The sequence below is a fragment of the Alterirhizorhabdus solaris genome (assembly GCF_007785815.1).
Lineage (GTDB): Bacteria > Pseudomonadota > Alphaproteobacteria > Sphingomonadales > Sphingomonadaceae > Alterirhizorhabdus > Alterirhizorhabdus solaris.
Map to the genome: position 1 here is coordinate 1 of NZ_VNIM01000012.1, position 13,770 is coordinate 13,770.

Below are 13,770 nucleotides of genomic sequence, written 5' to 3' on the forward strand. Positions count from 1 at the left end.
CCATCGCCCTGCAGCAGGCGATCGAGAAGGCGGTGTACGGCCTCGTGATGGAGGGCGTGGAGCTCAAGCTGTGGGATTTCGCCGACAGCGCGGCGGGCGCGCCCTTCCTGCTCAAATACCGCGACGAACGCGACGGCAAATACCCGCAGGAGCGGATCGCGGCCGCGCTGAAACGGTCGCAACTGGCCCCGAAGGTGCGCCAGGTTCGCAAGGACGACGAGGAACGCACCAGCGACCGCGCGCCCCTCCCGGCACGGCGGAGCGGGGGCTGACGAGATCAGGCGGCCCTTCGCAGAGGCCGCCGCATCATTCCGTCGGGAAGCGTTGCCGCGCTCCCCGACAGAACCCACGCCTCCGCAGAGAGGCGCAGCACGGGGCGGGTCGCCCCGAACGACGAGCAGGACGTGACCGAACCACTCTTGCCTGGAAACCGTCCGTAAACGGCACAGGCGATCACAGAGGACCAAGCCATGAAACGCACTATTCTCGCATCGGTTTCTTTCGCCGCAATGATTCTGTCGGCCGGCCCGGCGATGGCCGCCGGCAGCAATTCGACGGTGAACCAGAACGGCACGCTCCAGGCCGCCGTCATCCGTCAGGAAACCGCGACGAACGCCAAATCCACCGTCACCCAGTCGGGGACGGACAACGCGTTCAACATCCTGCAGGAAGGCACGGGCAACACCTCCACGGCGACGCAGGCGGGCGCCGACGTGAGGCCAGGCAACGTCAACTCCAACGCGCCGAAGACCTCGGGTGGGTACATCGCCAATAACGAGCAGAAGAGCAATTTCGGCAATGTGATCCAGCGCGGCACCGGCGGCACGTCCACGCTGAACCAGACCAACAACAATCGCGCGCTGATCGAGCAGACGTCCACCAGCACGGATGCGGTGTCGGATGTGACGCAGAACCAGCCCGCCGTCGGCGACTCGTTCAATCCCCGCGACTATCAGAACTCCGCCGACGTGACCCAGGCGGGCAACGGCCGCGTGACGGTCAATCAGAACGGCAATCCGGCCGGGGCCGCCAACGGCAACACGGCCTTCGCGACGCAGGATGCCAGCACCCTCGGCGCCACCTCGGAAATCACGCAATATGGCCGCAACCTCGCCACGACCCGGCAGAGCGGCGCGAGCAGCTATTCGTCGGTCGCCCAGGGGAGGGCCGGCCTTTCATCGGGCGACAACGTCGCCGACGTCACGCAGGACGGCGACAGCGACTCGTTCATCACCCAGTCGGACGGCGACAACAGCAGCGCGTTCGTGAACCAGAGCGGCGGGTCGTTCAATCTCTCGGTCGTCAACCAGAGCAAGGGGACCGGTGCGATCCTCAGCACCGTCGACGTACGTCAGATCGGGTCGGACAACCGGTCGGGTGCCACCCAGACCGGCCAGGGCGCCAACGCCACCGTGCGCCAGACGCAGACGCTCGGCGCCAGCAACGGCGATCGTTCCAACCTGTCGTCGATCGAGCAGGTGGCGTTCTCCACCGCCACCGTGACCCAGACCGGCGACGAGAACGACAGCTACCTCACGCAGTCCTCGTCCAACGGCGCGACCGGATCGACCGCCACCGTCACGCAGGACGGCCAGCGCAATGCGTCGGGGATCAACCAGTCCGCGTCGGGCACGTCGAATACGGCGACCGTTGCCCAGACCGGCACCGATCAGGGATCGAGCCTGACCCAGAACTCGACGGACTCGGCGGCGACGATCACCCAGAGCGCGTCGTTCAACCAGTCGTTCGCGGTACAGAGCGGCACGCAGCAGACGCTGTTCGTCTCGCAGACCGGGAGCGACAACATGTCCGGTGTCGATCAGTCCGGCAGCAACAACTATGCCTCGGTCAGCCAGACGACCAACAACAATGTCAACAGCCTGACGCAGGGCGGTTCGTTCAACACCGCGTTCGTCACGCAATAAGTGAAACGGAGGCCGGCGGTTCCCAGCGAACCGCCGGCCTTGTCCGGGGCGTCCGCGCGCGGCCATGCCCCCCCCCCACACACACGGGACCAAGGATGAACCGCATGCGTACCTGCCTTGTCCTGCTTGCCGTCGCGTTCGGTGGATCGGCATCGGCCGCCGTTCCCGGCAGCACCGCTTATGTCGCGCAGATCGGCGACGGGCAGATCGCCACGATCACCCGGCCCGGGGCGCGTGGCACATATGCCGACATCCGCCAGCAGGGCACCCGCAACGAGGGCCGGATCTCCCAGACCGGCGACGGCGCCATGCGGGCGCTGGTCAGCCAGACGGGCGACACCAACATCGTCGCCGCCCGCCAGAGCGGCGCGGGCGCCAACGACCTCATGCTCTTCCAGAATGGCGCCGCCAACGCGGCCGCGGTCGAGCAATCGGCCAGCGCGGCGACCAACTATGCAGCGCTGATCCAGACCGGCGCGAACAACGTGATGACGCTGGCGCAGAGCGGCAGCGACAATCGCGCCACGCTGAGCCAGACCGGCGACGGCAACGCCATGACCGCGACGCAATATGGCGCCGGCAACCGGCTCGACTGGGCGCAGATCGGCTCCGGCCTCGCGGATCTCGGCATCATCCAGAACGGCGGGCAGGCGATGACGATCACGCAGGTGGGGGCGGGAAGGTAATCCGCGCGGCGGTCCAGATCGCCCCCCGCACGCAGGCCCGCAGGTCATCCGGTGCAGATCCCGCCGTCGCGGCGCGATGCCAAGCCGCCCGCCCTTTCCACCCCGCCGCAGGGCCGCATCGCGGTGATGGCGCGGGTGGCGGGCCGGGACCGCTGCGATACCGTCGGCGGGACCGAGGCCCGCCGCGCTCAGCCAGCCCCCGCCATCCGACGACGCCGCCACCAATGAAGAACGCCGGTCGCGAACAGCAGCGCGGGAACGAAGCCGAGCACGACCGCCAATATGCGCGTCGCCATCCCGCCGATCGTGCCGTCGTGCAGGGTGCGTATCCAGCGCGCCACCGCCGCTCCGGGGCCGGCCTGTCGAACGTCGTGCACCGCCAGCACCCGGCCCGAGGACCGATCGATGAAGACATAGCTGGCGGGAAAGCGCCGGTGGGGATCGCCGGGCACCTGAACCCGCACCCGGATCGCCCCCTCGCGTGCCATCGGCACATCGACGAACACGATCCGGCCCTCCGGCAAGGCCCGCTGCGCTACGACCAGCGCGCGGGCGATCGTGATCCGCCCGGCACCGTCGTCCACCGACTTCGGAGCCGGTACGGGCGCCGGCGCCAGCAGGGCCTGCGTGACGGCGGGCAGCGCCAGCAGCCCGCCGGTCGCGACCAGCACGAACAACAGCAGCATGCTCCACAGGCCGGACAGCTTGTGCAGGTCGCGCAGGCGGCGGAGAGGCGCCGCGTCCCGCTTGAAGGCGAGCGCCTTGCGCCAGCGCCCGCGCGGCCACCACGCCGCCATGCCACTGACGAGCAGCACCAGCATCGCCATGCCCGACCAGCCGACCACCTGACCGCCGACCTCGCCGGCGAGCAGTTGCATGTGCAGCTGGTAGAGCCAGCTCATGAGATAGCCGCCCCACGGCTCGGCCCGGATGATGCGCGTGCCGTCGGCCGAGAACCACACCATCTCGCGGTCGCCGTGATGCCCTGGCGCCGGGTAATAGCGCGCCGGGATGGCACCGCCCTCGCCCGTGATCTCGAACGTCCACCTGCCGTCCGGATCATGCCAGCGGGTGCGCCCGGTCGCCAGTGCGCGATCCCGCGCGGGTGCGGTCAGGCCGGGCGCGAGGTCGCCCTGCCCTGCCCGGATCGCAGGGTGCAGCGCGGCGTCGATACCGGTGTAGAACACCAGCGCCGACCCGGTAAGGCCGAACACCGCGAACAGCAGCCCCAGGCTCAGCCCCAGCCAGAGATGGACGCGCCGCACCAGGATGCGCGCACGCGATGCCGACGATCGGCGATGCCCGGCCATCGTCAGAACCGCGTCGCCAGCGCGATCTCGAACGATCGCGGCGCGCCGATATAGACGTTGGTGGTCGGATAGCCGGAATATTCGCCGTAGAAGGCGTCCGTCAGGTTACGGCCGCGCAGCGTCACGGTTGCCTGTGGTGCGATCGGGAGCGACAGGCTGGCATCCAGCACGACATGGCCGGCGACCCGGATGGTGTTGGCGGTGTCCGTATGGAAGGCGCTGGCGTGGCGGAGGAACCCGCCCAGCGTCACGGTGTCGGCGATGGTGTAGAGCGCCGAGGCGTTGACCGTGGTCGAGGGGATGTTGATCGGGCGGTTGCCGCGCCGGTCGATCCGTGTGCCCCCCACCACCTCGAACAGCTCGTCATATTGCGCGTCGGTATAGGAGACGCCGCCCGACAGGCGCAGCGCCTTTACCGGCGACACGACCGCCGACAGCTCGACACCCTGCGATGACTGGCGACCACCCTGTACCGTCAGCGCCAGGTTGTTCGGGTCGCGGGTCAGGATGTCCTTCTGCTCGATCCGGTAGGCAGCGCCGGTCACGCTCGCTCGTCCGCCCCACCCGCTCGCCTTGAACCCGGCCTCGTAGGCGCGGCCCTTGGTCAAACGGAAGCGGCTGTTGGCGATCGAGGCCAGCAGGATCGAGGACACCGGCGATACGGCGGTCGTATACTGGGCATAGAGCGTCAGGCCACCGGCCGCGTCCCAGGTCGTTCCCGCCCGCCACGATATCGGATCGAAGGTCGGGCTGTTGCGATCGACCGCGCCGGTCGCGTTCTGGATCGTCGCCCGGTCGAGCGCCATGTGATCCCGGCGCACCCCGCCCACCAGCAGCCATCTGGGCGTCAGGTTCAGCGCGTCCTCCGCGAATACGGAAGTCTGCCTCAGCCTGGAATCGAAGGTGACGTTGGTCGTGGTGAAGATCGCGGTGGTGGTCGGCACCGGGACGGCCGCCGGGTTGCGCACGTCCACCGCTGGCAGGGCCGTGACCGGCGCCTGTTGCCGCAGACTGGTGAAATCGGTGTCGTTATGCTCGACGCCGAGGCTCAAGCGGTTGCGAAGGCCGGCGATATGGCTGTCGTTGCCGATCACGCCGCGCGCGTTCCAGAACTGGTGATCGTGGCGGAAGTCCTGATAGCTCTGGCGGAAGCTGCCGTTCGGAAACGCCGGCGTCGGCGCGACGAAGGTCTGGCTGTCCGCCAGCAGGAACGCGCGCCTGGCGGCATAGCCGGTCAGGTCGAGCGCGAAGGTCCACCCGTTGCCGATCGCCCAGTCGAGCCGCGAACGCACCGTCGTCTCGTCGGCGCCGGAATAGGCCCCCCGGGGATTGTAGTTGCGGCGCCTCAGCGCGCGATCGGCGACCAGGCCGTTCGCGCTCGTCACAGCGTCGGTCGAGCGCAGCGCATATCGGCCGGGGATCAGGGGCAGACCCTGATAGGTGGCATCGTAGCGATCCTCGAAATGATCGATCGCGACGAGCAGCGACAGGCGATCGCTCGGCCGCCACAGCGCGCTCGCGGTCAGCCCGGTCGAGAAAGTGTCGTTGTCGTCGACATCGTAGAGGCTGTCCGACCGCTGGTAACTGGCGTCGGCCCGCACCGCGATCGTGGACGATACCGGCAGGTTGACCCCGCCGGCCGCGAACACCGTGTCGAAGCTGCCGGCCGACAGCAACGTGTCGAGGTGGCGTTCGCCCAGCACCAGTTTGCGCGTCACCTTGTTGATGACGCCGGCCAGCGCGCCCTCGCCGTAGAGCACCGAAGCCGGTCCTTTCAGCACCTCGACCCGGTCATAGTGCCAGTTGTTGCCGTCGCGCTGGACGACGGTGGAGGCGGACACCCGCACCCCGTCCTGCAGGATGGACACGGTGTTGCCGGCGAAGCCCCGCAGGCTGACGACGGCCGGGTTGCCCGGCACGTTGCCGGCGATGGCGCCCACCACGTCGTTGAACGTCTCGCGCGCGGTGCGCAGGCCGCGGACCTGCATTTCGTCCTGCGTCAGGACCTCGACGCTTGCAGGAGTCTCGCGGATCGTCAGGCCGAGGCGGCTGCCCGCCTGCGCCTGATCGTTCAGCCTGAGCGGATCGCGCTGGCCGGTGACGACGATCGTCGCCTCGGCGCGCTCCTCGGTGGCGATGTCGCGGGTTCGGGCGCCGGCGGGAACGGCCGGCAGCAGGGCGGACGCGGCAGCGCCCGCCAGCAGACAGGTTCGGATCATGGGAATACCTTCGACCGGCCCGACGCCGAGGGGCGCGGGCCGCGGTTCACGGACGCCGCCCGGTGGGCGACGCGGGATGACGGGTCAGAGGTAGGCGGGTGGTCCGCGCAACGGCGGCCGCAGATAGGCACGCCGCGACGGCGCCGGCGGATGGATGGCGGCCACGCCGACGGCCAGCACGAAGGCGATCAGCGCCGCCAGCTGGATCGGATCGATCGCCCCCAGCAACGCCGCCGACAGGCCGGCGAAGGCGCAGGGCATTTCTGCCTTGCCGTGATCCTTCGACTGGCCGTGGTCGGTCATGTCGCCGTGCATCCCCGGCATGTCCATGGTCATGGTGCGGGGTGCGGTGCCCGAACAGATGGTGATGGTGAGGCGACCGTGATCGTTGTCGATCATGTAGCCGGTCGGCACCAGCAGCTTAAGCAGCAGCGTCACCGCGCAGAACAACACGGCCAGTCGGCGTTGCGCCAGAAGATGCCGGATGGCCTGCACGCCCGCCGCCTACCGGCGCCGGCGGAAGCTGTCACCTGGACATTTCGCCCCGCCGACACCGGCGCCCGGCGGGGTCAGACGATCGCGACGGGCGCTGCCGCCCATTCCTCCGCCGCGACGGCATCGATCTGCCGGACGATCCCCCGGGTGAGCGCCGCCGGGACGACGACCCGGAAGCCGCGATCGATCAGCCCCTCCACCGCCCAGCGGACGCAGAAATCGGCGGCGACGCCCACCACCACGATCTCGTCCACACCCTGCGCCCGCAGGCGATCGAAGAAGCGGTCGCGCGGCACCGCAGCGGCCGCCGGATCGCGGGCGTCGCGGATCGTCACGTCGGCTTCCTCCCACATCGCGAACACGCCCTTCTCGAGGGTGTGGAGCGCGATCGCCGGATCGACCGCGGCGACGTCGAGCACGGTCTGCCAGCCGGCACTTCCCCGCACGCAATGCGGTGCGAACTGCCGGGCTTCGGCCGAGCGCGCGTAGCGATCCGGCTCGTGCGTATCGAAGGTCAGGAGTACGCCTGCCGTCTCGTCGGGGTCGAGCGATGCCAGCATGATGTTCATCGGCGCGACGAGATCCTCCGCACCGGCGACGTAAAGCGCGCCCTCCGGCAGCATGAAGTCCCGCTGTGCGTCCACCACGATCACGAACCTGCCCATCGCCTCTGCTCCCTCGCCATCCTGGCTGTTGACATATGTCCGATACGCACATAAGTAAAGCGCAGGTTGAATATATGGGTGCCCCATGAGCGAAGCCGAGTTCCTCGAAACCTACGATCCCGCGCGATACGAACGCCCGTCCGTCGCGGTCGACCTGGTTCTGATGAGCGTCGTCGAGGGGGCGACGGCTGCCCTGCTCCTGCGCCGCGACGACCATCCGCATCTCGGGGCCTGGGCGCTGCCCGGCGGGTTCGTCGGCATCGACGAGAGCCTCGACAACGCCGCGCGCCGGCTGCTCGCGAGCAAGGCGCGGATGGACCACGCCTATGTCGAGCAGCTCTATACGTTCGGCGCGGTCGATCGCGATCCCCGCGCGCGGATCATCAGCGTCGCCTATTTCGCGCTGCTGCCCCCGCTGCGCTTCGCCGCCGCGCTGCGGGCGTCACCCGAACTGGCGCTGGCCGGGCTGGCAGTGTCGTGGCCGGGCGAAACCGGCGGGCCGGTGGAGGCGCGCACGGCCGACGGCGAGGCGCTGCCGCTGGCGTTCGATCATGCCGACATGCTCGGGCTGGCGGTGCTACGCCTGCGCGGCAAGCTCGATTATTCCGACGTCGCCTTCGCCCTGCTGCCCGATCGCTTCACGCTGCGCGCGTTGCAGGACGTGCACGAGGCCATCCTGGGGACGCGCCTCAACAAGCCCGCCTTCCGTCGCCGCATGCTGGACGGCGGACGGTTGCAGGCGACCGGCGAGCGCGAGACCGGCGCGTCCTTCCGCCCCGCCGAACTCTACCGCCGCCGCGCGGACGACTGACCAGAACAGGGAAAGGACGGCATCATGGCTTCCATCAAGAACCTCGGCTTCGTCGCGCAGCTTCGCAGCGACGCCAGCAACCACGTCATCCGCTACCGCAGCGGCAAGGTCCGGCAGAGCGGCCGGGGCCTCGTCTTCTGGTTCCGCCCGGAGACGGCGAGCATCGCCGAGCTGCCGATGGACGACCGCGAGATGGCGGTGTTCGTGAAGGGCCGCAGCCAGGATTTCCAGGCGGTCGCGGTCCAGGGCACGCTGACGTGGCACGTCGTCGATCCGGAACGGCTGGCCCAGCGCGTCGACTTCAGCCTCGGCCTCGTGACCGGCGCCTACCAGAGCGAACCGATCCAGCGGATCGAGACGCGACTGGCCGGCCTCGTCAACCAGGCGGCGCTGCAATATCTGGCGCAGGCGCCGGTGCGCGCGCTGCTCGATGCCGGGCCGGAGCCGCTGCGCCACCAGCTCGACGCCGCGCTCGCCGCCGATCCGACGCTGGGCGAGATCGGCATCGCCGTCACCGCCGTCCGGCTGACCAACCTCGCGCCGTCGAGCGAACTGGAACGCGCGTTGCAGACCCCGACGTTCGAGGCGCTGCAACAGAAGGCGGACCAGGCCACCTTCGAGCGCCGCGCGCTGGCGGTGGAGAAGGAACGCGCGATCGCCGAGAACGAGCTTGGCAACCGGACCGAGCTTGCCCGGCGCGAGATGCTGCTCATCACGCAGGAGGCGGAGAACGCCCGCAGCCGTGCGACCGGCCATGCCGAGGCCCAGCAGGTGGAGGCGGCGGCCGAGGCGGAACGCATCCGCACCGTCGAAAGCGCGAAGGCGGAGGCGGAGCAGGCGCGGATGGGGATCTACCGCGACCTGCCGCCGGCGGTGATGCTGGGTCTCGCCGCGCGCGAGCTGGCCGGCAAGCTGGACACGATCGAACACCTCAACGTGACGCCCGACCTGCTGGCCACCGTGCTCGGCGAGTTCCGCCGCGGCACGCCGCCGCTGCCGCCGCGCTGAGCCGCGCCATGGCGACCCTCACCCCGCGCGCGGTGTTCGTGACCCGCGAGACGGATTACGACCTGCTGCTCGCCCGCCACGCCACGCGCGGACAGGCGCAGTTCTTTCTGGAATCGCGCGGCCAGGACATCCGCGCGCTGGAGGACCGCCACCGCCGGCTGCACGCCACGCTTCATGCCGGCCGCGCCGCCGTGCCGGCAGACTGGCGGCAGGCGGCGGTGACACGCGCCGATCTCGACCGCTTCCTGTTCGGGCCGGAGGACGTGATCGTCGTCGTCGGGCAGGACGGGCTGGTCGCCAACGTCGCCAAATATCTCGACGGCCAGCCGGTGCTGGGGCTGAACCCCGCGCCCGACCTGTATGACGGCGTGCTGGTGCGCGTACCGCTCGCGCATCTCGCCGGGCTGCTCCCCGCGAGCGTCGCGGGCGCCGCGGCGACGGAGCGGCGGACGATGGTGGAGGCCCGGCTCGACAGCGGCGAGCGACTGCTGGCGCTCAACGAGGTGTTCGTCGGCCACCACAGCCACCAGTCGGCGCGCTACCGCATCGCCTGCGGCGACGTGGCCGAGGATCATTCGTCGAGCGGCCTGATCGTCGCATCCGGCACGGGCGCCACCGGCTGGGCGCGCTCGATCATGGCGGCGACGCACGCGCCGCTGCCGCTCGGTGCCGAAGAGCGCGCCGTGGCCTTCTTCGTGCGTGAGCCGTTCCCCAGCGTCGCCACCGGCACCAGCCTGTGCGCCGGCAAGCTGGCCGATGCCTCGCTTGCGGTCACGTCGCGGATGAACGACGGCGGCGTGATCTTCGCCGACGGGATCGAACAGGATTTCCTCGCCTTCGACTGGGGCCGCGGCGTCACGCTCGGCCCCGCCGCCCGGACGCTCCACCTGATTACCGGCTGAGAAAGACAGCATATGGCCACCACCGACATCGCGACGCGCACCTACGATCATGGCTTCCGCCTCGATCCGATCGTGCGCAGCCTGCTCGACACCGATTTCTACAAGCTGTTGATGCTGCAGATGATCCGGCACCTGTACCCGGACGTGCAGGCGACGTTCTCGCTGATCAACCGGACGAGGACGGTGCGGCTGGCCGATACGATCGACGAGGGCGAGCTGCGCGCCCAGCTCGACCATGCCCGCACCGTGCGTTTCACCAGGAAGGAGCTGATCTGGCTCGCCGGCAACAGCTTTGCCGGACAGGACCGGATCTTCGCGCCGGATTTCATCGCCTGGCTCGCCGATTTCCGCCTGCCCGACTATGAGCTGCGGGCGGTCGACGGCCAGTTCGAGCTGCGCTTCGAGGGGCCGTGGACGCATACGACGATGTGGGAGATCCCGGCGCTCGCCATCGTCAACGAGCTTCGCGCGCGCACCGCGATGAAGGGCATGGGCCGCTTCGCGCTCGACATCCTGTACGCACGCGCCAAGGCGAGGCTCTGGTCCAAGGTGGAGCGGCTGCGCGCGCTGCCGGACCTCGCGCTTTCCGATTTCGGCACGCGGCGGCGGCACGGCTTCCTGTGGCAGCGCTGGTGCGTGGAGGCGTTGAAGGAGGGGCTGGGCGACCGCTTCATCGGCACCTCCAACGTGCTGCTGGCGATGGACAACGACCTCGAGGCGATCGGCACCAACGCGCACGAACTGCCGATGGTGCTCGCCGCCCTCGCCGACAGCGACGCGGCGGTGGCCACCGCGCCCTATCGCGTGCTGGAGGACTGGCGGCGGCACTATGCCGGCAACCTGCTGGTCGTGCTGCCCGATGCCTTCGGCACCACCGCCTTCCTGGCGAACGCGCCCGACTGGGTGGCGGACTGGACCGGCTTCCGCCCGGACAGCGCGCCGCCGATCGCCGGCGGCGAGGAGATCATCGCTTGGTGGCGGGCGCACGGCCGCGATCCGCGCACGAAGCTGCTGATCTTCTCGGACGGGATGGACGTCGACACGATCGAGCAGACTTATCGCCATTTCGCCGGCCGGGTACGGATGAGCTTCGGCTGGGGCACCAACCTGACGAACGACTTCCGTGGCTGCGCACCCGATGGCGCCAGCGGGCTGGAACCGATCTCGCTCGTCGCCAAGGTGACGAGTGCCAACGGCCGCCCCGCGGTCAAGCTGTCGGACAATCCCGCCAAGGCCACCGGCGATCCGGCGGAGATCGCCCGCTACCTCCGGATCTTTGGCGCGGCCGGCCGGGTGACGGCAGATGTTTCGGTCTAGGGTCGCCCGGCGCGGGCAGTGCGGGAGTGGAGAGCATGACGGACGGTGCGTCGAAAGCGTGGGATGGCGACCTCGTCCGCAAATGGCTGGAAAGCCGTTGCGCGGCGGCCCGGCTCGACCAGACGGCGGCGGACAGACGGGGGTACGAGGCCCGCGACGACTACGACAAGGCGGCCGCCGAGGAATGGGTCTGCCGGACCCTGAAGACGACCGCGCGCATGGACGAACAATCCGCGTTCGCCGGCCAGATCAAGGAACTGCTCGCGCGGGACGAGTATCGCGCGACCGGCATCCATGACGACGTGCGCTTCGACCGGCACGTCCGGGCCGCCCTCAGAAAAATCGCCAGGATGGCAAAGGCGAATGATGGGTTCGCGAACATGTTACGCTATCAGGGCTGACGCTTTCAGGAAGATCAGACAGTCGCATGGCCCGAAAACATTCCAGGTACGATCCCGACGCAGGCCTGCAGCGGGAGGACGAGACGCCGCCGGTCGCGGTAGCCTGCTGGCTCTGCACCCGACCGACCGGCAAGACGATCGTCTGGCATCACCCCGTGCCCAAGAGCCGGGGCGGGCGCGATGTCGTCCCCATGCATTCCATCTGCCAGCAGACGCTGGTCGCCAATTTCACCAATTCCGAATTGCAGCGGCACGGGATGGACGTGGAGATGCTGCTGGCCAACCCCAACGTGCGCAAGTTCGTCGACTGGGTGGCGAAAAAGGATCCCGACTTCACCGCGACCATCACGAAGAAGCAACGCTGACCGCGCCTCGGTCCGGACGCGCCGGACGCCCCCCCGGATGATCGGCGGCGACATCCACGCCTTCGTCGTCAGCTGAGGTCCGCCGCGGGTGAGCAAGGGTGGCGATCACCAGCTGGTGAAATGCTTGGGACCGAGCATTCCCCACCGTGCCTCGTCCTGCGAGATGAAGGTCCTCTCGCCATGCGCTGATGCCCACCAAATTCGTAGCGAGCGGAAAACCCGCATCGCCTACCCATATCTCGCAGCCGGATCCATGATCTGCGAGCTTCACAGGTCCTGCCGTTCCGGACGGCAAAGTCTCGTGCCCGGCCAAGGCCAGCCACAGCGCGACTGCCGCCAGATACATCGCCCTGACCTGCTATAGCCTGAACGTCTTTGTCTCGTTGTGCAGGCTCAACCTATCGATAAGCCCTCTCCAATCCCCTAAAGATACCTCCACCCTGAATTTTGCCCTATACAAGGCATTAGATACTTCCCGATCGAAACGGCCCGCTTCGCGAACTAATCGCAGCTATTAACAAGGCCTCGACGTAGCGAAGACGAGTTTTTCATGTCGTATCGCCAAATCGGCTTTCCGGCAGCGAAAAATGCGCCAGCTATATGCGCGCTATATGCCTTTTCCCGGAATCGATCTCGAATTGCTACGCCGGATGCGCCTAATCGCACATCCCTGAAGGCATCGTCGTGTGACGAGCGCCGCTCAAGGGGTGCAACAATGAGGTTCCGTCATGCGGCCGTGGTCGTCGCAATCCTGGCTTTCCCGATCACCGCGCACGCGCAGTCGACACCGGCCGAAAAGGCCGAAGCTGCCAGCGATACCACCCCGCCATCAACGCTGACCGTCAGCGGTTCCGCTTCGATCGCCTCCGACTACCGGTTTCGTGGTGTATCGCAATCCGATCAGGAGATGGCGGTGCAGGGCGGCATGACCATCGCGCACGAGAGCGGCCTCTACGTCGGCACATGGGCATCGAACCTTGCCGGATGGGGTACGTTCGGCGGTGCCAATATGGAGCTCGACCTGATTGGCGGGTACAAGGCGAAGTTCGCCGGTAACGCGACGCTCGATGTCGGCCTCACCTGGTACATGTACCCGGGCGGCGCCGATAAGACCGACTTTGCCGAGCCGTATGTGAAACTGACCGGCACGGCGGGTCCGGCGACGCTGACCGCAGGTGCTGCCTATGCCCCCAGGCAGCAGGCGATCGGCAAATGGTACGACACCGGTCAGGACGCTGCGAACGGCCTCTATAACAATCCCGGCGCCAAGGACGACAATCTGTATCTCTGGGGCGATGGCGCGCTGGCGCTTGCCGGCACGCCGATCACCACCAAGGCCCATGTCGGGCACAGTTGGGGGCAGGACGGGCTGGGGCCGAATGCGACCGCCATCGCGCCGACCGGCGCCTATTGGGATTGGTCGCTGGGGGCCGATGCCACCTGCGGGAACCTGACGTTCAACGTCAGCTACATCGACACCGACATCGCGAACCGGGAGGCGGATTACCTCCGCCCCAGCTTCAGCAAAGGTCAGGACGGCACCGGCAGTATCGCCGGCAGCACCGTCGTGGTTTCGCTGACGGCCGCCTTCTGACCTTTGGAAAGGACACCCGATGCAGGACTTGCTCTGGATCGCAATCATGGTCGGACTGGTGGCGCTCACGCT

General features: G+C 68.4%; 13 protein-coding genes and 1 pseudogene. 10 read left to right on the forward strand and 4 right to left on the reverse strand.

The genetic code is table 11. The features are described 5' to 3' along the window. The 3 genes and pseudogenes from FOY91_RS21550 to FOY91_RS04790 form a co-directional block, all read left to right on the forward strand. Positions 1-272: pseudogene (locus FOY91_RS21550) on the forward strand (hypothetical protein); the annotation flags it as partial. A 198-nt stretch (positions 273-470) separates the two neighbouring features. Next, a complete protein-coding gene (locus tag FOY91_RS04785; protein WP_145148686.1) occupies positions 471-1,925 on the forward strand; it encodes a beta strand repeat-containing protein in 1,455 nt (484 codons plus the stop codon). A gap of 104 nt (positions 1,926-2,029) precedes the next feature. Next, a complete protein-coding gene (locus tag FOY91_RS04790; protein WP_145148688.1) occupies positions 2,030-2,611 on the forward strand; it encodes a hypothetical protein in 582 nt (193 codons plus the stop codon). A 188-nt stretch (positions 2,612-2,799) separates the two neighbouring features. Here the strand turns inward: FOY91_RS04790 and FOY91_RS04795 are convergent, their stop codons facing one another. The 4 genes from FOY91_RS04795 to FOY91_RS04810 form a co-directional block, all read right to left on the reverse strand. Beyond that, entirely contained in the window at positions 2,800-3,921 is a 1,122-nt protein-coding gene (locus FOY91_RS04795) for a PepSY-associated TM helix domain-containing protein (RefSeq protein ID WP_145148690.1), read from the reverse strand. Positions 3,922-3,923: 2 nt separating this feature from the next. Beyond that, positions 3,924-6,140, reverse strand: coding sequence for a TonB-dependent receptor (locus FOY91_RS04800; RefSeq protein WP_145148692.1), 2,217 nt, complete (start codon positions 6,138-6,140; stop codon positions 3,924-3,926). Positions 6,141-6,224: 84 nt separating this feature from the next. Further along, positions 6,225-6,635, reverse strand: coding sequence for a DUF2946 family protein (locus FOY91_RS04805; protein WP_145148694.1), 411 nt, complete (start codon positions 6,633-6,635; stop codon positions 6,225-6,227). A gap of 74 nt (positions 6,636-6,709) precedes the next feature. Continuing rightward, the gene (locus FOY91_RS04810) at positions 6,710-7,300 is read right to left on the reverse strand and encodes a cysteine hydrolase family protein (protein ID WP_145148696.1); all 591 of its coding nucleotides are present in this window, start codon (positions 7,298-7,300) and stop codon (positions 6,710-6,712) included. A gap of 85 nt (positions 7,301-7,385) precedes the next feature. Here FOY91_RS04810 and FOY91_RS04815 point away from each other — a divergent pair, with 85 nt between their 5' ends. The 7 genes from FOY91_RS04815 to FOY91_RS04845 all read left to right on the forward strand — a co-directional run bounded on the left by FOY91_RS04815 (position 7,386) and on the right by FOY91_RS04845 (position 13,698). Continuing rightward, the gene (locus tag FOY91_RS04815) at positions 7,386-8,111 is read left to right on the forward strand and encodes an NUDIX hydrolase (protein WP_145148698.1); all 726 of its coding nucleotides are present in this window, start codon (positions 7,386-7,388) and stop codon (positions 8,109-8,111) included. A gap of 24 nt (positions 8,112-8,135) precedes the next feature. After that, complete coding sequence (locus FOY91_RS04820) at positions 8,136-9,119, forward strand: SPFH domain-containing protein (protein WP_145148700.1); 984 nt, start codon at positions 8,136-8,138, stop codon at positions 9,117-9,119. Positions 9,120-9,127: 8 nt separating this feature from the next. Further along, entirely contained in the window at positions 9,128-10,021 is an 894-nt protein-coding gene (locus tag FOY91_RS04825) for an NAD(+)/NADH kinase (protein WP_145148702.1), read from the forward strand. Positions 10,022-10,033: 12 nt separating this feature from the next. Further along, entirely contained in the window at positions 10,034-11,338 is a 1,305-nt protein-coding gene (pncB, locus tag FOY91_RS04830; RefSeq protein ID WP_145148704.1) for a nicotinate phosphoribosyltransferase, read from the forward strand. Between the two features lie 35 nt (positions 11,339-11,373). Next, the gene (locus tag FOY91_RS04835; RefSeq protein ID WP_145148706.1) at positions 11,374-11,739 is read left to right on the forward strand and encodes a hypothetical protein; all 366 of its coding nucleotides are present in this window, start codon (positions 11,374-11,376) and stop codon (positions 11,737-11,739) included. A gap of 26 nt (positions 11,740-11,765) precedes the next feature. Beyond that, entirely contained in the window at positions 11,766-12,104 is a 339-nt protein-coding gene (locus tag FOY91_RS04840) for a hypothetical protein (protein ID WP_145148708.1), read from the forward strand. A 715-nt stretch (positions 12,105-12,819) separates the two neighbouring features. Then, positions 12,820-13,698, forward strand: a complete 879-nt coding sequence (locus FOY91_RS04845; protein WP_145148779.1) for a TorF family putative porin — start codon at positions 12,820-12,822, stop codon at positions 13,696-13,698. Positions 13,699-13,770: the final 72 nt, after the last annotated feature.